The organism is Dermatophilus sp. B7861-1 (assembly GCF_058996045.1).
Window position 1 is genome coordinate 1,597,989 of sequence record NZ_CM180082.1, and the last position, 18,135, is coordinate 1,616,123.

General features: G+C 61.4%; 18 protein-coding genes and 1 tRNA gene. 5 read left to right on the forward strand and 14 right to left on the reverse strand.

Going from position 1 to position 18,135, the window contains the following annotated elements; all coding sequences use genetic code 11:
- Window positions 1–65 precede the first annotated feature (65 nt).
- From bcp to AC2T9U_RS07085, 3 genes are all read left to right on the forward strand, one after another.
- Entirely contained in the window at window positions 66–539 is a 474-nt protein-coding gene (bcp, locus tag AC2T9U_RS07075) for a thioredoxin-dependent thiol peroxidase (protein WP_493695643.1), read from the forward strand.
- A gap of 72 nt (window positions 540–611) precedes the next feature.
- Window positions 612–693 (forward strand) — tRNA-Leu (locus AC2T9U_RS07080).
- A gap of 272 nt (window positions 694–965) precedes the next feature.
- Window positions 966–1,922 carry a cytochrome b5-like heme/steroid binding domain-containing protein gene (locus AC2T9U_RS07085; protein WP_493695644.1) on the forward strand — a complete coding sequence of 319 codons (957 nt, stop codon included), beginning with the start codon at window positions 966–968 and terminating at the stop codon, window positions 1,920–1,922.
- A 32-nt stretch (window positions 1,923–1,954) separates the two neighbouring features.
- Here the strand turns inward: AC2T9U_RS07085 and AC2T9U_RS07090 are convergent, their stop codons facing one another.
- The 7 genes from AC2T9U_RS07090 to clpS form a co-directional block, all read right to left on the reverse strand.
- Entirely contained in the window at window positions 1,955–3,082 is a 1,128-nt protein-coding gene (locus AC2T9U_RS07090) for a hypothetical protein (RefSeq protein WP_493695645.1), read from the reverse strand.
- 170 nt (window positions 3,083–3,252) lie between these two features.
- Window positions 3,253–3,864: an RdgB/HAM1 family non-canonical purine NTP pyrophosphatase gene (rdgB, locus tag AC2T9U_RS07095; protein WP_493695646.1), complete on the reverse strand. Its 612-nt coding sequence runs from the start codon at window positions 3,862–3,864 to the stop codon at window positions 3,253–3,255.
- Window positions 3,861–4,604: a ribonuclease PH gene (gene rph / locus AC2T9U_RS07100; protein WP_208303260.1), complete on the reverse strand. Its 744-nt coding sequence runs from the start codon at window positions 4,602–4,604 to the stop codon at window positions 3,861–3,863. The genes rdgB and rph overlap by 4 nt, the downstream gene beginning before the upstream one ends.
- Before the next feature lie 45 nt (window positions 4,605–4,649).
- Window positions 4,650–5,420, reverse strand: coding sequence for an MBL fold metallo-hydrolase (locus AC2T9U_RS07105; protein WP_115029902.1), 771 nt, complete (start codon window positions 5,418–5,420; stop codon window positions 4,650–4,652).
- Between the two features lie 59 nt (window positions 5,421–5,479).
- Window positions 5,480–6,301 (reverse strand): glutamate racemase, encoded by an 822-nt coding sequence (gene murI / locus AC2T9U_RS07110; protein ID WP_493695647.1) that lies wholly within the window; start codon window positions 6,299–6,301, stop codon window positions 5,480–5,482.
- Window positions 6,302–6,373: 72 nt separating this feature from the next.
- Complete coding sequence (locus AC2T9U_RS07115; protein ID WP_181816011.1) at window positions 6,374–7,027, reverse strand: DUF2017 family protein; 654 nt, start codon at window positions 7,025–7,027, stop codon at window positions 6,374–6,376.
- Entirely contained in the window at window positions 7,024–7,329 is a 306-nt protein-coding gene (gene clpS / locus AC2T9U_RS07120) for an ATP-dependent Clp protease adapter ClpS (protein ID WP_493695648.1), read from the reverse strand. Before clpS ends, AC2T9U_RS07115 begins: the two co-directional genes overlap by 4 nt.
- A gap of 260 nt (window positions 7,330–7,589) precedes the next feature.
- Between clpS and AC2T9U_RS07125 the strand changes: the two genes are divergently transcribed.
- The gene (locus AC2T9U_RS07125; RefSeq protein WP_243888996.1) at window positions 7,590–8,876 is read left to right on the forward strand and encodes a nicotinate phosphoribosyltransferase; all 1,287 of its coding nucleotides are present in this window, start codon (window positions 7,590–7,592) and stop codon (window positions 8,874–8,876) included.
- A 72-nt stretch (window positions 8,877–8,948) separates the two neighbouring features.
- Here AC2T9U_RS07125 and AC2T9U_RS07130 read toward each other — a convergent pair whose 3' ends face one another.
- From AC2T9U_RS07130 to AC2T9U_RS07140, 3 genes are all read right to left on the reverse strand, one after another.
- Entirely contained in the window at window positions 8,949–9,731 is a 783-nt protein-coding gene (locus tag AC2T9U_RS07130) for an RDD family protein (protein ID WP_493695649.1), read from the reverse strand.
- 104 nt (window positions 9,732–9,835) lie between these two features.
- A complete protein-coding gene (locus AC2T9U_RS07135) occupies window positions 9,836–11,605 on the reverse strand; it encodes a DEAD/DEAH box helicase (protein WP_208303256.1) in 1,770 nt (589 codons plus the stop codon).
- A gap of 145 nt (window positions 11,606–11,750) precedes the next feature.
- Window positions 11,751–12,068, reverse strand: a complete 318-nt coding sequence (locus AC2T9U_RS07140; RefSeq protein WP_028327892.1) for a DUF3039 domain-containing protein — start codon at window positions 12,066–12,068, stop codon at window positions 11,751–11,753.
- Between the two features lie 95 nt (window positions 12,069–12,163).
- Between AC2T9U_RS07140 and AC2T9U_RS07145 the strand changes: the two genes are divergently transcribed.
- Window positions 12,164–12,985, forward strand: a complete 822-nt coding sequence (locus AC2T9U_RS07145) for a polysaccharide deacetylase family protein (protein WP_115029895.1) — start codon at window positions 12,164–12,166, stop codon at window positions 12,983–12,985.
- A 32-nt stretch (window positions 12,986–13,017) separates the two neighbouring features.
- Here the strand turns inward: AC2T9U_RS07145 and AC2T9U_RS07150 are convergent, their stop codons facing one another.
- The 4 genes from AC2T9U_RS07150 to hutU form a co-directional block, all read right to left on the reverse strand.
- Window positions 13,018–13,569 (reverse strand): YqgE/AlgH family protein, encoded by a 552-nt coding sequence (locus AC2T9U_RS07150; RefSeq protein WP_208303254.1) that lies wholly within the window; start codon window positions 13,567–13,569, stop codon window positions 13,018–13,020.
- A gap of 81 nt (window positions 13,570–13,650) precedes the next feature.
- On the reverse strand, window positions 13,651–15,198 hold the full coding sequence (gene hutH / locus AC2T9U_RS07155; RefSeq protein WP_493695650.1) for a histidine ammonia-lyase: 1,548 nt from the start codon (window positions 15,196–15,198) through the stop codon (window positions 13,651–13,653).
- A 50-nt stretch (window positions 15,199–15,248) separates the two neighbouring features.
- The gene (hutI, locus tag AC2T9U_RS07160) at window positions 15,249–16,439 is read right to left on the reverse strand and encodes an imidazolonepropionase (protein ID WP_493695651.1); all 1,191 of its coding nucleotides are present in this window, start codon (window positions 16,437–16,439) and stop codon (window positions 15,249–15,251) included.
- Window positions 16,436–18,127: a urocanate hydratase gene (gene hutU / locus AC2T9U_RS07165; RefSeq protein ID WP_208303251.1), complete on the reverse strand. Its 1,692-nt coding sequence runs from the start codon at window positions 18,125–18,127 to the stop codon at window positions 16,436–16,438. The genes hutI and hutU overlap by 4 nt, the downstream gene beginning before the upstream one ends.
- Between the last annotated feature and the right edge of the window lie 8 nt (window positions 18,128–18,135).

Below are 18,135 nucleotides of genomic sequence, written 5' to 3' on the forward strand. Positions count from 1 at the left end.
ACGGTTATCGCAGCACCTTTTACCCCGCGAACCGCTACCCATTCATTCACTCACAGGAGCCATGCATGCCCCGTCTCGAAACCGGCCAAAAAGCCCCCGAGTTCTCTCTCACCGCCGCCGACGGGTCCACCGTTTCCCTCGCCGACTACGCAGGCCGCAAACTCATCATCTTCTTCTACCCCGCCGCGATGACCCCTGGATGCACCAAAGAAGCATGTGACTTCCGTGACTCGCTCGCACCCCTGCAGCAAGCCGGATACGACGTGATCGGCATCAGCCCCGACTCCCCCGAAAAACTCACCAAGTTCATTGAGCGCGATGCCCTCACCTACCCCTTGCTGTCTGACCCAGACAAAACCGTCGCCGACGCCTACGGCGCCTACGGCGAGAAGAAGCTCTACGGCAAGGTATCGATCGGCATTATTCGCTCCACCATCGTCATCGACACCGACGGCACCATAGAGCTCGCCCGCTACAACGTGAAAGCAACCGGGCACGTCGCATCCTTGACTAAACAGATGAAACTCAACCTCACCTGAAGCCTCCACTCCCCCGCTGACCACGCCGATTCCCACCTTCGGCGCCAATACCGGTAAGGTCAGTGGACAGACGCGCCAGTGGTGGAATTGGCAGACACGCAGGATTTAGGTTCCTGTGCCTCCGGGCGTGCGGGTTCAACTCCCGCCTGGCGCACTCTTTCTTCACTCACCAACACGGCCTCACGGGCCGTGTTCCGTTTTTCGAGAGGCCCCAAACGAGGGCGCGCGGCATCGAAATCTTCAATTTCTTCTTTAAATCACCAAGAAACGGCGCGTCGTTTCTTGAGTTACCAGCTCAGTTTCCTTCTCTCCCGCACGATGAGGCATACGGAGCCCCCGCTCCGCTGTGCCATCACATAGACCGGACGACCCTCACCGGCGAACACCCCGCCACGTCGAGACCAGTCCGACGCAGGAGAACCCGACATGCAATCATCAGGACCTTTCGACCTTATCGGCGGGCTGCCTGTACATGCCCTCACCTTGCACGCCACCGTCGTCTTACTCCCCCTGGCCCTCATCGCCCTAGTCGCAGTCATCTTCACCAAGCGCATCCAGCCTCGTCTACGCACCCCCATCACCATCGTGGTGATGCTGGTGGGTCTGCTCACACTCGTTACTAAAGAATCTGGCGAAGCCCTCGAGCACCGCATCGGCGACCCCGGCGTGCACGCCGAATACGCAGACATCCTCACCCTCATCACCGGCCTCACGGTACTCGCCACCATGCTTTGGTGGCTCTTAGGGTTTTTCGCTGCGCGAAAAACTCACCAAGCTGACTCAGCTGAACCTATCCATACGGAAGAAAGCACGGCAGAACCGCACCGCAAAACCCCTTCTGCCTCACCCCTGCTTTCAATTGCATCTCAAGCGCTTGGCCTGCTCATCGCTGTACTTTCAGTTGCCACGCTGATTCTTGTCGTCATGGTGGGCCACACCGGCGCCACCGCCACCTGGAAAGATCAAATCTCTAACACCACCCCCACTTCCGGATTGCAAGGCGAAGACAGCACTACGTCCTCTACTGCCCCCTCATCGACTTCCACACCTACCGGACCGTCAGCGCACTTGTCCCCCTCCCCCACGCGAGGCGCCACCCCAACTCCCACAGGCACCCGGCGCCCCATCACAATGGCACAGGTGAAGCAGCACTCGACACCATCGAGCTGCTGGGCCAGCATCAACAACAAGGTCTACGACCTCACAGCATGGATTTCACGGCACCCAGGCGGCCCTGGACGCATCAAGAGCCTGTGCGGCACCGACGCCACCGCCAAATTCTCGGAAAAGCACGGGCAGGAGCGCGATCCTAACCAGGTTCTAGCCAAATACCTCATCGGCGCTTTGGTTACTGAACACCAGTTCCCGCCCCGCGTCCGGTAACCACTACCCCGGCAAGGAACAGGAGCGATGCGCTACCGGACTCGTAGAGTGCGTGTCGATTCCTGCACCACACCATCGGGCATGTTGATCAACAGTCGATATGTCACTACTGCGGGTCGATCTGGCAACACCGCGCAGGTGTGTGACCGGTTGTTGTTCCTAATTCCTGGCCCACGCCAGGTGTACTTCTGCGCCCCTGGAATGACAGGGACACTCAGAGCCAGGGCTCGCCCCGGCCTCAATTTGCCTCGAACAGCGATCGGTGCCCCTTGCGCAGCAGACAGCATGGGAGTGCGGTCCAGGAAAACCGAATCGGCAACATTCCAGTGCGATGCCAGGTAGCCGCCGCGGCGGGGTGCGGTAGAGAAGTAGTCATCACCGCCGCAATCGAGCAACCCCACATGCTCGAGGCCACATACCGGGCGCAGCCGCGTTGTCGGGGTTTCGCGGTAGCACATCAGGTCGTTGGCGTCGTCGCAGTGATATTTACCGGACGCGTGCGGTGCGTCTGGCTGCACCCCACCGAGCATGTGCACCAACTCGTGTGCCGCCACAGACCAGTCCGGTGAACTCCAGCAGGTTTCGTCGATACGGGCGTGGGCGGTGTAGCGGCCGTTGCTGGCATTGTCGCGGTGTGATGAGTCTCTGTAGATCGTGGAGACACCGCAGATGTTCCGGGATTGGGCAAAGACGAGGTATTTGCGTTGGGGTGAGCCCATTCCTTGGGCGAGGAGTGCTTTTTCGGTGGTTTCTATGCCGGTGGATGCAGTGAAGGTTCCGGGGGGCACGGTGATGGTGGCGATGTGGGGGCGGCAATGTGTGCTGACCCAGCGGACTCGGCGCCCGCTTCCGGTTTTCCTGGCGGACAGGTCGAAGGTGGAGTCGATGCGGGCTAGTTCGCGGCGGATGATGGGTTCGGCGCGGTGGAATTGGCTGTGTGTGCCAGCTTCGTGGGCGTAGACGGCTTGGACACGGGCGCCGTCGTTCCCGGTGCCGCTGCAGGTTGGGGTGAGGTCACGCCATAGGGCACTGGTGGGCTGGTGGTGTGGTGGGGTTGTGGTTGGGGTGTTTTCTACGGCTGCGCCTCCGATGGCTGGTGCGCCGATCATGGTGGCTGCCGTGAAAAGAGCAGCAATGATGTGTGTGATCGTGACAGGCACGATGATCCCCCCAAACCTCAGCATCCCCCGAGCCGAAATTTTTCGCGTCGCTACTGGTGTAGCGTGCACCGGCTAAACATAGCGGCACAGGGGGCGTATATGAGAACTCTGGGGTTGGGGCGGCGTCCCGCTTTCTGTGTATGAAAGCGGGACGCCGTTTGTGAGGGGGGTTATCCGAGGAGTTCGCGTAGGTCTGCTGCTAGGGCAGCGAAAGCTTTACCTCGATGGGAACGTTCGTTTTTCTCTTGTGGGGATAGTTCAGCGGAAGTGCGAGTGTCTCCGTCGACAAGGAGGATGGGGTCGTATCCGAATCCGTTAGTTCCGCGGGGTTCACGCACGATAGTGCCGGTGAATCGGCCCATGCGTACGGCTGAACGGCCGTCGGGAAGGACGAGTACTGCTGCACACACGAAAGCGGCTGCGCGGTGTTCGTCTGGCACGTCGGCGATTTGGGCTAAGAGCAGGTCAAGGTTTGCCTGGTCATCTCCGTGCTTCCCGGACCAGCGTGCACTAAACACTCCTGGGGCTCCGCCGAGAACATCGACCGCTAGCCCGGAGTCGTCGGCGAGGCAAGGAAGCCCCGTGGCGGCGACGGCCGCTTGTGCTTTAAGGAGAGCGTTGGCTTGGAATGTCACTCCGGTTTCGACGACGTCGTGGGCATCGGGGAATGCATCAATGCCCACGAGTTCGAGGTCAAGGTCGGTGAGCACGTCGGCGAGGATGTCGCGTAGTTCGTTGACTTTGCCGGCGTTGCGGGTTGCCAGGACAATACGGCGGCTCACATCTGCTCCCGTGGGGTGGCTTCGAGTGCTTCTTGCTGGCGGCGGGTGAGTTCAGCGCATCCGGTGGTGGCAAGGTCTAGGAGTGCGCCGAGGAGTTCACGGTCGAAGGGGTCACCTTCGGCTGTTCCTTGCACTTCGACGAAGCGACCATCGCCGGTCATGACGACGTTCATGTCGGTGTCAGCTGTGGAGTCTTCTGGGTAATCGAGGTCCAGGACTGGGTGTCCTTCGACGACGCCGACGCTTACTGCGGCTATGGAGCCGGTGATGGGGGTGGCGGAGGGACGGATGGCACCCATTCTCCGTCCGGCGCGGACTGCGTCGACGAGGGCGACGTAAGCGCCGGTGATAGCTGCTGTGCGGGTTCCTCCGTCAGCTTGGAGTACGTCACAGTCCAGAACGATGGTGTTTTCGCCGAGTTGTTTTAGGTCGACGCAGGCGCGCAGGCTGCGCCCGATGAGTCGGGAGATTTCGTGGGTGCGGCCTCCGATTTTTCCTTTGCGGGATTCGCGGTCGCTGCGGGTGTTGGTGGCGCGGGGAAGCATGGCGTATTCGGCGGTGAGCCAGCCGGTTCCGCTGCCTTTTTTCCATCGCGGGACTCCTTCGGTGAAAGAGGCTGCGCATAGGACACGGGTGCGGCCGAATTCGACGAGCACGCTGCCTTCGGCGTGGTCGAGCCAGTTACGGGTGATGCGTACTTCGCGGAGTTGGTCGTCTAGTCGTCCGTCGTGTCGAGTCATGAACTCACCGTATCGGTGCGGGCGTTTTGGTGGTGGGTGCAGTTGTCACCGTGTGACGGTGAAGCGTTGTCCGGGGTGGCAGAGTTCCACGTTGGGCCAGAGCGTGGCGGCTTGTGCTCGGCAGATTTCGGGGTCGTTCCAGGCAGGGATATGGGTTAAGACGAGACGTTTGATGCCCCCTGCGGTCAGGGCTGCTTGGGCGACGGCGCGCCCGTGCATGTGGATACCTGGGACGGTGTCGCGGCCTTCGATGAAGGCACTGTCGGCGAGCACGAGGTCTGCGTTCCGCAGCAGGGGGGTGAGGTTGGGGGTGGTGTCGGTGTCGCCGGTGTAGGCGAAGATGGCGCCGTCAGCTTCGATTCGAAATCCGAAGGTGGTGACGGGGTGGCGCATACGGATGGGGGTGATGTGGAATGGGCCGATTCGGAGGGGGGTGCGGTCGATGAGGTCGGTGAAGATGTATCGGTCGGTGAGGGGCTCGGTTTCGTCAACGTGGTAGGCCCGGGCAAGTCGTTCTGCAGCGCCAGGGGGTGCGTGGACGGGCATGGGGTTATCTCGACGGCGGGTGGGGTGATGGCTGAGCAGCACGTATAGGGGGCATATGTCGAGGCAGTGGTCGGGGTGCAGGTGAGTGAGCAGGACTGCGTCGAGGTCAGCGGGTTCGATGTAGCGTTGCAGGTATCCCAGGGATCCGCTGCCTAGGTCCAGCACGATGTTCCAGGTTCGTCCGTGGTGTTCGGCTTGTACTAGGTAGCACGATGCGGCCGATTGTGGCCCGGGATAACTGCCCGAATTACCGACGGCGGTGACGAACACGTACTTCCTCCTTGAGCAGTGCGGGCAGGGTTGACCGCGGCTGGCTATCCAATGCCCAGTTAGGGCTGGGCTGATACCGCATTCCCTTCGGCCTGGACGCTGTCGACTTCCGGCCCGAGGAACCGGCTTGCTAGACGTGCGAATTCGGCTGGGTCACCCGTGGTGTTGAAGGTGTGTATGGGTGGGGTGGCGGTGTCAGGACGCAGTGCATCACGATCGGCGAGGATGCGGTACACGTCCCGCGCCGTTTCTTCGGCAGAAGAGACTAGTGTCACGGATTCGCCGACGACGTAACTGATCACGCCGGTCAGGAGTGGGTAGTGGGTGCATCCGAGGATGAGAGTGTCGACGCCGCGTTCGATGAGTGGGTCGAGGTATTCGTGGGCGACGTGGTGGAGTTCTTCTCCGCTGGTGGTGCCTTGTTCCACGAATTCCACGAATCGTGGGCATGGCTGGCTGACGACGGTGAGCTGGGGGGCTGCGGCGAAGGCGTCAATGTAGGCCCGTGATTTGTGGGTTCCTTCGGTCGATATGACGCCGACTGATCCATTTCGGGTTATGGCTGCGGCGCGGCGCACTGCAGGACGGATCACTTCTACGACAGGCACGTCGTAGCGTTCGCGGGCATCATGCAGGACTGCAGCGCTGGCTGTGTTGCACGCGATGACAAGGATTTTGACACCTTTGTCGACTAGGCGGTCCAAGCAGGAGAGGGCGTATTCGCGGGTTTGGGCGATGGGCCGGGGACCGTAGGGAGCCCTGGCCGTGTCTCCGAGGTAGGCGATCGACTCGTTGGGAAGCTGGTCCAGCACTGCGCGGGCGACGGTGAGGCCGCCGAGGCTGGAGTCGAAGATGCCGATGGGTGCGTCGCGTTCAACCACGAGGTGAATATATGCGCTCGTGGGTGACTACCACCTATTTGCAGAGTCGGCTAGGGCTGCCGGATTGTTGGGTCAGGTTAGTGAGCTGGCGAGGGTTTCTTGCAGCCAGGTGAGGAAGTCGTAGGTGAGGATCAGTGCTGTGGCGTCGTTCATCTGGCCGTCTTGGATTGCTTGTTCGAGCCGTTCAACGTCCTCTTCGTCGTGGAGCCCTAGACGTTCAGCTAGGACCAGTCGAAGGTCGGTGAGGGCGATGAGCACGGTGACGGCTGTGTCTTCGTCGATGTTTAGAGGGGTTCCGTCGGGGCGGAGGGTGTCTGCGGCGGCGTGAAGGCGGTTCAGTTTGGTGCGGCGGACGGTGTCGCCGGACCAGGCACGGAATTCGGCTGCGGCGAGTGGGTCGTCGTGGTGAGCATCAGGTAGGAGGCGTCCGAGGGCGGGGTCGGCGGCTAGAGCGTTCTCGTTGATGAACCCTGTGGTTGGGGGGTTGCTGCTGGGGTCCTGGCTGGTGGGGCCTAACCCGGCGGCGGTCATCATGCGTTCGAATTCACCTCCCATGTCGCCGGTGCTGTCCTCGCTGTCTGGGTGGTGGTTTTCGGGCTCGGCTGGTGCGGCCTGTTCCAGGAGTTCGGCGGTCTGTTCGATGAGGCCGACGATGATTTCGCGTTCTTCGTCGTCAAGGTCTGCGACAAAGCGGTCGCCGTCACGAGTAAATCCGTAGTTCATCATTCGTCTTTCTGGAATGTGGCCCATAGGCCGTAGCTCTGTAGCGCTTCGACGTGGCGTTCCATTTGTTCACGAGGTCCGGTTGCAACCACGGCGCGGCCTTTGTGGTGTACGTCCAGCATGAGGGCGATTGCTTTGTCTTTGCTGTAGCCGAAGTAGGTCTGGAACACGTATGTCACGTATGACATGAGGTTCACTGGGTCGTTCCACACCAGCGTGATCCATGGGGTGTCCGGGAGTTGATCCATCTCGGGTAGTTCGAGGGTGGCTGTGCCCTCGGATGGGCCCGTGGGTGCGGTGCTCATCACCTCGGGGTGTTGTGTGGGCGTCATGGTGTCCTCAACGATCGGGGTGTGGTGTAGGAGGCTTGTAGTGGTGTGGTTGTAGAAACAGGGTAGAACGCAGTGAAGCGTGATAGATCACACCACTTCGTTGAGGTAGTGATGGGTTTTTTCACTGTGGTCTGTGTGGAACGCACTAGGGGCGTCACTTCTTCTTCGAGGAAGCGCCTAGGGTGTCGGCTGTGATCAGTACGGCGTTGTTGACAGACCATTACGAGTTGACGATGGTGCAGGCTGCGCTCCGTTCAGGGGCGGCGCATCGTCGGAGTGTGTTCGAGCTTTTCGGGCGCCGTCTTCCAGAGGGGCGTCGATACGGCGTCGTGGCTGGGACTGGGCGTTTATTGAATGCTTTACAGAATTTCCGTTTCGGGGATGAGGAGTTGTCATTCCTGCGGGAGAACAAGGTGGTGGACGCAGACACCTTGGAGTTCCTCGCGAATTTCCGTTTCTCAGGCGATATTTGGGGCTATCCCGAGGGTGAGGTGTTTTTCCCTGGTTCTCCGTTGCTCATTGTGGAGAGCACGTTCGCTGAGGCGGTGCTGCTTGAGACAGTGGCGTTGTCGATCTACAACTTTGATTGCGCGGTGGCTGGTGCGGCTTCGCGGATGGCTACGGCTGCCGGGGCACGGCCTTTGATCGAGATGGGGGCTCGTCGTACGCATGAGCAGGCGGCGGTGGCAGCCTCGCGTGCGGCATATATCTGTGGCTTCAACACGACAAGTGATTTGGAGGCTGGCCGTAGGCACGGCATCCCTACTGCGGGGACGAGTGCGCATTCGTTTGCGTTGCTGCATGACTCCGAAGAGGAAGCGTTCGCGGCGCAGGTGGCGAGCATGGGCAAGGGGACCACGCTTTTGGTCGATACCTACGATGTGCGTCGTGCTGTGGAGACGGCGGTGCGTATCGCTGGGCCTGAATTGGGTGGGGTTCGGATCGATTCGGGTGATTTGGTGACTCAGGCACGTGAGGTGCGTGCCCAGCTTGATGAGTTGGGGGCTACTCAGACACGCATTGTTGTGACCTCGGATTTGGATGAGTATGCGATTGCTGCTTTGGCGGCTGCGCCTGTGGATGTGTATGGCGTGGGGACGCAGCTTGTGACCGGTTCGGGAGCCCCCACTGCGGGGCTGGTGTACAAGCTTGTCGCGCATGAGAACTCGGCGGGGACGATGGTGAATGTGGCCAAGCGGAGCGTCGCGAAGGATTCAGTAGGTGGCCGTAAGGTCGCGGCGCGGCGGTTGGGTGCTGATGGTATTGCTGAGGCCGAGGTCATTGGTATCGGTGAGGCTCCCGCCATGGGGTCGAATGATCGACTGCTGCTGGTTCCGTTGGTTCAGGGGGGCCAGATCGTGGCGCAGGATGATCCGCATGCGGCACGCCAGCGGCGTTTGGCTGCGTTGGCGGAGTTGCCGAGTAAGGCATTGCGGTTGTCGAAAGGGTCACCGGTCATTCCGACGATGTGGGTCGAGGGTGATCAGACGGTGCGGATTGTCGGTGACATCCCTGGCTGAGGTGTGTGCCTACTGTGAGTCAGGCTCCCCTGCTTGGTGTTATGGCACAGGGGGCCTGGCTCACAGCGTTAGTCACCACTGTTGCGTGCCTCGAGTGATGCGTATGACTTCAGTGGTGGCGATTTTGTCGTGTAGTGCCTGGCGTTGTTTGTCCCAGAGTGGCCAGGCGAAACTGGCTACTTGGAATCCGAGGGCTAGAGCCCCCAACAGGGGCAAACCGCCGACCATGCTGTAGATGTTTTTGATGACGGCTCGGCGCAGTGCTGGGGCCCACCCGAGAGTGCCTGTGTGGCCGTATCCGCGTACCCGTAGCCCTAGGAGTAGTTTACCGACGCCGCCGCCCCATTGACGCACGGTGACGACTTCGTAGGTGAGTCTGATGAGGACGAGCATCAAACTGGCGCTAGCTAGCGCCGAGAGGAGTTCTTGGGGCATTTCTGGCGGGGTGGTGCCGCCTTGTTGAGCTACGGCTACGGTGCGTTCAATCCATGCCTGCAGTTGCGGTAGGGCTGCAGATATGGGGGCGTAGAGGAAGGGCAGCGCGATGGCGGCGAGAACAAAAACGTCGATGATGTAAGCGACTGCTCGGCGCCACCAGTGGGCGAGTTCGTGCCCGTCGGCGGCGATGATTCCCATGCCGCGCCATGCTCCGCTGGCGGTGAGCATGCCGTTTCCCCCTGGTGGGTTCAGGGGGAATGTGGTGGGTTGGGTGACTGGTGTGGTTGGGGGTTGGTCGGTGCGGTTTTGCGGTGGGCGGCGAAGCGCTGTGTGTTCAGTCCATAGGACTCCGTCCCAGTAGCGAAGCAGCTCGGGGTCGTCGGGGTCGTCGTACCAGCCGGAAGGGCGCGCATCCATGAGACAAGTTTTCCATGCGCAACGGCATTGATTTGATCTCTACTGCTGAGTTCGCCGCGCGCTGATCCGTCGAATCTTTTGGGTCGGCGCGCAGCGTGCGTAGTTCAGCGGCGTCCTACGAACCAGTTACGGATTTTGTTGATGCGGGCTTGCACTTGTTCTGCGGTGGCTTCGTCCACGGCTGGCCCTCCACAGGTGCTGCGCAGGTCGAGGTGGATTTGGGCGTGGGCTTTGCCGGTTTTGCGGGCGTAGGCCGCCACGAGGGAGTTCAGTTCTTTGCGGTGAGCGGTCAGTGCGCGGTGCGCGGCGAGGGGTTCGTCGTGTTGTTGCGCTTTGTCTCGTGAGGCGCGTTTGCTGGAGCGTTTGAGTTGGGCGGTTTGTCGTTGTCGTAGCAGCTGAGAGACCTGGTCGGGTTCGAGTAAGCCAGGAAGACCTAGGTAGTCGGCTTCGTCTTCGGAGCCGACTACTCCTCCCATGCCGAACTGTTCGGCATCGAAGAGGACGTGGTCCAGGTGGGCATCAGATTCGAGGGCTTCGAATTTCGGGGCGTCGAAGTCAACTGTTTTTTCTGTGCGATTGGCTGCCTCGATAAGGGAGTCTTCTTGCCAGATTTCGTCGCGCCCTTCTTTCTGGGGGCGGTCTAGGGCGTGGTCGCGTTGGGCTTCCATGCTGGCGGCGTGGCTGAGTAGAACAGGCACGGTGGGCAGGAAGACACTGGCTGTTTCCCCGCGGCGCCGTGCTCGCACGAACCGTCCCACGGCTTGGGCGAAGTACAAAGGCGTGGAGGTGCTGGTGGCGTAGACCCCTACAGCCAGGCGGGGCACGTCAACACCTTCAGAGACCATCCGGACTGCAACCATCCACCGGTCGTCGCTGGCGGCGAACGCTTCGATTTTTTTACCTGCCGTGCCGTCGTCGGATAGCACGACAGTGGGACTGACTCCTGTCATTTCGGTGAGCACTTTGGCGTAGGCGCGCGCTTTGGTCTGGTTGGAGGCAATCACCAGACCCCCCGCGTCGGGGACGTGCCTACGCACTTCGGAGAGGCGTTTATCGGCGGCGCGCAGCACGGAGGGGATCCATTCACCTTTGGGATCTAGAGCGGTGCGCCAAGCGTGTTTGATGACGTCTTTGGTGGCTGGTTCTCCGAGTTGGGCGGCGATTTCGTCGCCTGCGCTGGTGCGCCATCGCATGGCTCCGCCGTAGGCGAGGAAGAGCACGGGGCGCACAACACCATCACGCAGGGCATCGGCGTATCCGTATGTGTAGTCGGCCTCTGATCTGCGGATCCCTTCGCTATCGGGGGCGTATCTGACGAAGGGGATGGGGCTGGTGTCGCTACGGAACGGGGTTCCGGTCAGGCAAAGTCGTCGGGTGGCGCCGGTGAACGCTTCTCGCATCGCGTCCCCCCAGGCCAGAGCGTCCCCGCCGTGGTGGACTTCGTCCATGATGACCAGGGTGCGGTGCCGTTGCACGATCTGTTCGTAGACGGTGGGACGGCTGGCTACTCCGGCGTATGTGACGGCCACGCCGATGTAGTCCTTGCTGAGGGCTGCGCCGGAGTTGCTGTAGGTGGGGTTGATTTGCACGCCGACGCGTGCGGCAGCGTCGGCCCATTGGGTTTTGAGGTGTTCGGTTGGAGCGACAACGATGACTCGCTCTACTTCGCCACGGGCGAGGAGCTCGGTGGCGATACGCAAAGCGAACGTGGTTTTACCGGCGCCGGGGGTAGCGACAGCGAGGAAGTCACGTGGGGAGTTCTCCAGGTACTTCGCTAACGCTTCGGCTTGCCATGCCCGCAATTTCGTGGCGGTACCCCAAGCAGCCTTCGCTGGGAAGGACGGAGACAAATGCGATGCGGCAGAAGTACTCATATCGGACCTGACTGTATCCCGACCACCTCACTTCAGCCCGCCGTCCACGCCTCGTTGTCCGTCGAAGGGTTGCGCATGAAAGGCACCCGTGTGGGGCGTGGCTTCGGAGCTGGGTTCGGTAGCCGGGGTTCCTTCCCGGGCTACCTCACTCTTTGGGGTTGTCTCCGCCGTCTTGGGGGTCGCGCAGTCCTTCGTAGATTTCTTTGCACATGGGGCATACCGGGAACCGGTTCGGGTCGCGTCCGGGAACCCACACTTTGCCGCATAGCGCGATGACTGGCTCGCCTGTGACTGCAGAGGAGGTGATTTTTTCTTTGCGTACGTAGTGGGCGAACCGTTCGTGATCGCCGTCGTCGAGGCGGTAATCGGGCTCGGCCTGTGTGCGTTCCAGGGTGGAGGTCGAAGTGCCCCTGCTCGGCATCTCCTGAGGCCGGATGGGTTCGGGTGTCGACGGAGTACTCATAACCATCAAGTATGCCGCCTCTGGTACCACGCCCGCTGCTCCTGCATAGCTACGCCCCTACACTCAAGTGCATACACAAACGGGGAAGGCATTCCATGAGCGACCTGGTCCATACCGCGAAACTGGCAGTTATGAAGGTGCTTGAACACGCACCGGACTCCATCGGCTCTGTCAGTTCGCTACGCACAGACCAGGGCCATTGGGTTCCTACTTTTGATGATGGCCCTACTGCTGAACGTACTCCACAGATCCTGCGGGCGTTGGCTGAGCATGACGCCACCGGCACGTTTTTTGTGTTGTCGACATCGGTGCGCAATGACCCGGGGTTGTTGCGTGAGGTTGTTGCTGCTGGCCATGAGATCGGCCTGCATGGCTTGGATCACCAGCATCTTTCGCTGTTGGATCCGCAGCAGATCCGCGAGAACCTGCGGGTGGCTAAAGCAGACCTGGAAGATGTTTTGGGGCAGCAGGTGCGCTGGTATCGCCCGCCATACGGTGATCAAACTATTGCCGCCTGGCGTGAGATCACTTCGGCTGGAATGACTTCTGTGTTGTGGAGCAGCACTAGTCACGATTGGAACCCGTTTGTCGACAATGACACCCGTGTCGCGAAAGCTACTAGCTCGCTGGAGCGAGGCGCCATCGTGTTGTTCCACGACGGGTTCGCCTCCCACGCTGACGGCGCTGATGATGGCCCTGAGCCTGCGTTGGATCGCTATGACTTGCTCAACCGGGTTCTTGCCGCGGGTGAGGAGCGTGGGCTGCGCGGACGCTCGCTGGGGGATGCGCTGCGTGCTGGCGGACAGGTGGTTACCCGTCCCCATTTCAATCTTTTCCCTACTGCACTGAATCGTCGACGTATCGAATCTGCCCGCGTAGCAACGTATAGGCGAGCCAGCGAGGCAGGGCTGCTCTGATGCGCGTGATGCCCCTGCGCAGGGGCATCACCTCAGTTCATCGTTGGGTCGTCAGGGAACCTCGCCACCCAGGACAACCGCCCGTGCTGGCGAGCCAGCACTGACTGCCATAGCTCCTCGGGGCACGGGGTGAACACGTCACCGACTTCGGCTTCGACGACGTACCACGCATCTGCGCTGAGTTCTTCTTCGAGTTGCCCTGCGGACCATCCTGCGTAGCCAGCGAACACCCGCAAGGAAGCTACGTGTTGCGCCAATATCTCCGGGGCGTGGTCGAGATCGACCACGCCAATCGACCCAAACAAAGACACCACACCATCGGTCTGCGTTTGCCCTGGCACAGAAGCTAACCCCATAGCGCTGTCCAGGCCGACGGGTCCGCCTTGGAACAGTTGGGCAGGCTCACTGACGTAGGGCTGCCAATCGGGGAGCACAGGAGTCAGGTCAGTTTCGAGAGGTTTGTTCAGCACAACCCCGTGCGCCCCGTCGGCGTCGTGATGAAGCACGAAAACGACCGAACGCTGAAAAATGCCACCTTCCATCGTCGGGGTGGCGACTAGGAGCTTTCCAATGGTGGATCTCACTAGACCATCTTCGATCCGTGAGGCCGTTGTGAAAAGTCGATCGCAGGAATCGTTGTGACTATGTGAGACGTTCGTGCGGTTTTAATCTCCGAGTGCGGCTGCCACGATGGTAGTGAATGTTCCGTCAGCAAGCATTTCTTCCGCGGCTTGTAGCTGTGGGGTCATGAAGCTGTCGGGCCCGGGAGCATCGATCTGCGCGGGGAGAGCCTCGATGATGGCGCGGGCAACGGGGCCAGGTTCTAGAGGGGCTCGTAGTTGTATAGCGCGGGTTGCTGCGACGAGCTCGATGCTGAGCACGCGGCGGAGCCCGTCGACGGCTTTGCGGAGTTTTCGGGCTGCGTGCCACCCCATGGAGACGTGGTCTTCTTGCATCGCTGAGCTGGGGATGGAGTCCACTGATGCGGGGGTGGCGAGGCGTTTGAGTTCTGAGATGATGCCGGCTTGGGTGTACTGGGCGATCATCAGCCCGGAGTCTGTTCCTGGGTCATCAGCAAGGAACGGAGGTAGCCCGTGGCTGCGTTTGACGTCGAGCATCCGGTCGGTGCGGCGTTCAGCCATGGAGGCTAGGTCGGTGACGGGGATAGCGATGAAGTCCAGGACGTGCGCGATGGGTGCGCCGTGGAAGTTTCCGTTGGACAGCACCCGCCCGTCGTCCAGAACGACAGGGTTGTCGATGGCGGCGGCGAGTTCACGTTCAGCGACACCGGTGGCGTAGGTGAGGGTGTCTCGCAGGGATCCGGACACTTGTGGGGCGCAGCGCAGTGAGTAGGCGTCTTGTACTCGGATTTCGTTGTTTCTGTTGTGGTTGACGATTTTGGATCCGGCCAGTGTGCGCAGCATCCTGTCGGCGGATATGGATTGGCCTAGGTGGGGGCGCAGCGGCAGGTGCAGTTCGGGGAGGAACACTTGGTCAGTGCCGCCGAGGGCTTCTACAGATAGTGCTGCGGTGACGTCGGCGATATCGACGAGGGTGCGGAGGTCTTCGAGGGCGAGGATGAGTTGCCCGAGCATCCCGTCGGTGCCGTTAATGAGGGCAAGACCTTCTTTTTCGGCGAGAACAATGGGTGTGATTCCAGCGTCGCCGAGCAGTTCCGGGACAGGTCGTTCGACACCGTCGGGGCCGGTGGCGCGCCCCTCCCCCATGAGTACCAGGGCACAGTGGGCTAGGGGTGCCAGGTCGCCGGAGCAGCCCAGTGACCCGAATTCGTGAACGATGGGGGTGATTCCGGCGTTGAGGAGGGCAGCTAGGGCGTTCATGGTTTCTGGGCGTACGCCGGTGTGCCCAGAGGCCAGTGTTTTGAGGCGGAGCAGCATGAGTGCTCGTACTACTTCTTTTTCTACTTCTGGACCGATGCCTGCAGCGTGGGAGCGCACGAGGGACTGTTGAAGTTTGGTGCGTTTGTCGACGGGGATGTGTTCGGTTGCTAGGGCCCCAAAGCCGGTTGAGATGCCGTAGACGGGGGTAGCGGAGGAGGCGAGTGCATCGATGTGTGCCCGAACAGTGGTGACTTTGGTGATGCTGTCTTCGCTGAGGGTGATGTGGGCGCCGTGGCGGGCTACGGCGATGACGTCGCTCGTGCTCATTGAGTGGGTGGAAATGGTCACTGCGTCGGTCTGATGACGTGTCATGGGGAACCTTTCGTGGGTCGAGGGCCCAGTGCGGGAAGGGTTTTGTGGGGTCAGCGGTTGCTGTGCACTCGGGCTCCGGCACGCCAGACGCCCCAGGTGAGGGGCATTCCGGGCCGGTAGGCCAGGTGGATGGCCGCTGGGGCATCGAGGACGTGGAGGTCTGCGCGTGCTCCGGGAATGATTGAGCCGATGGCTGGGCAGGTGTCGGTGCCGGTTTCGCGGCGGAGTGCTCGGGCTCCGCCCCAAGTTGCGGCGCGGACTGCTTCGAGGATGGTCATGCCCATTTGCAGCACAGCGACGCCGACGCAGAAGTTCATTGAGCTGGTGTAGCTGGTGCCGGGGTTGCAGTTGGTGGCGATGGCCATCGTTACCCCGGCATCGAGGAGTCGTCGTGCCGGTACTAGGGGCGCTCGGGTGGATAGGTCGCATGCGGGTAGCGCGGTGGCGACTGTTTCTGTTGCGGCTAGGGCGTTGATGTCGTTGTCGTCGAGGTAGTTGCAGTGGTCGACGCTGGCTGCGCCCATCTCGACTGCCAGGGCCACTCCCCCGGAATGGCCGATTTGGTTTCCATGTACGCGCAGCCCAAGTCCGGCGTTTTTGCAGGCTGTGAGGATGTGGCGTGATTGTTCAACGGTGAAGGCGCCTTCTTCGCAGAACACGTCGGCCCATTGAACGTATGGCCGTACTGCTTGGAGCATCGGGCCGGTGACGAGGTCGATGTACGTGTCGGCATCCATGGGACGCCCGTCGGGTCCTGGGGGGATCAGGTGGGCACCTAGGTATGTCACTTCGTCGACGGCGTTGGCGGCGATGCGCGCGGCGCGGGCTTCTTGTTCCACGTCGAGGCCGTATCCGGTTTTGGTTTCTAAGTAGGTGGTTCCGCCAGCGTGGGCTTCGGCTACGCGCTGTGTCACGAGGTGGGTGAGTTCGTCGTCGCTGGCGGCGCGGGTTGCTGCGGTGGTGACGCCGATCCCTCCGGCTGCGTATGGTTCTCCGGCCATGCGGGCTTCGAATTCGGCGGAGCGGTCGCCTGCGAAGACGAGGTGGCTGTGGGAGTCGACCCATCCGGGGAGGACGGCGCGTCCGGCTACGTCGGTGCGTGAGTCTGTGGCTGGGGCTGCTTTGGCTTGGCCGACCCATGCGATGCGTTCGCCGTCGATGACGATGGCGGCGTCGGTGATGCGGGGGTGGTCAGGGTTGTTGGTGAGCAGTTCGGTGATGCCGGTGATGAGTTCGCTCACGCTTCGCCTCTTTTGTTGTGTTCGTGCATGGGGATGCGCACGCCGCGTTCGTCGGCTACGTGTTGTGCGCGTTCGTATCCGGCGTCGGCGTGGCGGATCACTCCCATGCCTGGGTCGTTGAGTAGTAGACGGGTGAGTTTTTCTGCGGCGAGGTCTGTGCCGTCTGCGACACCTACTTGGCCTGCGTGGATGGAGCGTCCGATGCCGACACCGCCGCCGTGGTGGATGGAGACCCAGGTAGCTCCGGAGCTTGTGGCGGTGAGGGCGTTCAGTAGTGGCCAGTCGGCGATGGCGTCGGAGCCGTCTTTCATGCCTTCGGTTTCGCGGTAGGGGGAGGCTACGGAGCCGGAGTCGAGGTGGTCACGGCCGATGACGATGGGGGCTTTGACTTTGCCGTCGCGGACGAGGTCGTTGAAGAGTTTTCCTGCTTTGTCTCGTTCGCCGTATCCGAGCCAGCAGATGCGGGCGGGTAGGCCTTCGAACTCGACGAATTCTTCGGCGGCGTCGAGCCATCGGTGGAGGTGTTCGTTGTGGGGGAAGAGCTCTTTGAGAGCGTCGTCGGTGACTTTGATGTCTTCAGGGTCTCCAGAGAGGGCAACCCATCGGAAGGGGCCCAGGCCTTCGCAGAAGAGGGGGCGGATGTATGCGGGGACGAATCCGGGGAATTCGAATGCGCGGGTATATCCGGCTTTGCGGGCTTCGTCGCGGATGGAGTTGCCGTAGTCGAATACTTCTGCGCCGGTGTCTTGGAATTCGACCATGGCTTGAACGTGTCGGGCCATGGATTCTTCGGCTTTTTTGGTGAAGCCGATGGGGTCGGCTGCTGCTTCGTCTGCCCATTCGTCGATGGGGATTTCGCTGGGTAGGTAGGACAGGGGGTCGTGGGCGCTGGTTTGGTCGGTGACGATGTCGATGTGGATCTGTCCGTTTTTGTGGCGTTCGAGTAGTTCGGGGAATACGTCGGCGGCGTTGCCTTCGAGGCCAATGGAGAGGGCTTTTTTGTCGTTTTTGGCGGCGTTGGCTTTGGTGATGGCTTCTTCGAGGGAGTCGGCGATGAGGTCGAGGTATCGCTTGGAGACGCGGCGTTGGAGTCGAGTGCGGTCGACGTCGACAACGATGGCTACGCCGCCGTTGAGGGTGACGGCTAGGGGTTGGGCTCCGCCCATGCCACCGCAGCCTGCGGTGAGGGTGATGGTGCCGGCGAGGGTTCCGTCGAAGCGTTTTTTGGCTACGGCGGCGAATGTTTCGAAGGTGCCTTGGAGGATGCCTTGGGTGGCGATGTAGATCCAGGATCCGGCGGTCATTTGGCCGTACATCATGAGGCCTTCGGCTTCGAGGCGGCGGAATTCGGGCCAGGTTGCCCAGTCGCCGACGAGGTTGGAGTTGGCGATGAGTACGCGTGGTGCCCAGGTGTTGGTGCGGAATACGCCGACGGGTTTGCCGGATTGGATGAGGAGGGTTTCGTCGTCTTCGAGGTCGGTGAGGGTGGCGATGATGGCATCGAAGGCTTCCCAGGAGCGGGCGGCGCGTCCGGTGCCTCCGTATACGACGAGGTCGTCGGGGCGTTCGGCAACTTCGGGGTCGAGGTTGTTGCAGAGCATGCGTAGGGGTGCTTCGGTTTGCCAGCTTTTTGCGGTGATGCCGGGTCCGCGTGGGGCGCGGACTTCGCGTGCTCCGGGCAGTGCCATATCCGGTG

Bases quoted from the DNA above. Each gene is read 5' to 3' on its own strand.
- bcp (WP_493695643.1), top strand. From the start codon at position 66: ATGCCCCGTCTCGAAACCGGCCAAAAAGCCCCCGAGTTCTCTCTCACC.
- AC2T9U_RS07085 (WP_493695644.1), top strand. From the start codon at position 966: ATGCAATCATCAGGACCTTTCGACCTTATCGGCGGGCTGCCTGTACAT.
- rph (WP_208303260.1), bottom strand. From the start codon at position 4,604: ATGACTCGACACGACGGACGACTAGACGACCAACTCCGCGAAGTACGC.
- AC2T9U_RS07115 (WP_181816011.1), bottom strand. From the start codon at position 7,027: ATGATGAACTACGGATTTACTCGTGACGGCGACCGCTTTGTCGCAGAC.
- clpS (WP_493695648.1), bottom strand. From the start codon at position 7,329: ATGAGCACCGCACCCACGGGCCCATCCGAGGGCACAGCCACCCTCGAA.
- AC2T9U_RS07125 (WP_243888996.1), top strand. From the start codon at position 7,590: ATGGTGCAGGCTGCGCTCCGTTCAGGGGCGGCGCATCGTCGGAGTGTG.
- AC2T9U_RS07130 (WP_493695649.1), bottom strand. From the start codon at position 9,731: ATGGATGCGCGCCCTTCCGGCTGGTACGACGACCCCGACGACCCCGAG.
- AC2T9U_RS07135 (WP_208303256.1), bottom strand. From the start codon at position 11,605: ATGAGTACTTCTGCCGCATCGCATTTGTCTCCGTCCTTCCCAGCGAAG.
- AC2T9U_RS07140 (WP_028327892.1), bottom strand. From the start codon at position 12,068: ATGAGTACTCCGTCGACACCCGAACCCATCCGGCCTCAGGAGATGCCG.
- AC2T9U_RS07145 (WP_115029895.1), top strand. From the start codon at position 12,164: ATGAGCGACCTGGTCCATACCGCGAAACTGGCAGTTATGAAGGTGCTT.
- hutH (WP_493695650.1), bottom strand. From the start codon at position 15,198: ATGACACGTCATCAGACCGACGCAGTGACCATTTCCACCCACTCAATG.
- hutU (WP_208303251.1), bottom strand. From the start codon at position 18,127: ATGGCACTGCCCGGAGCACGCGAAGTCCGCGCCCCACGCGGACCCGGC.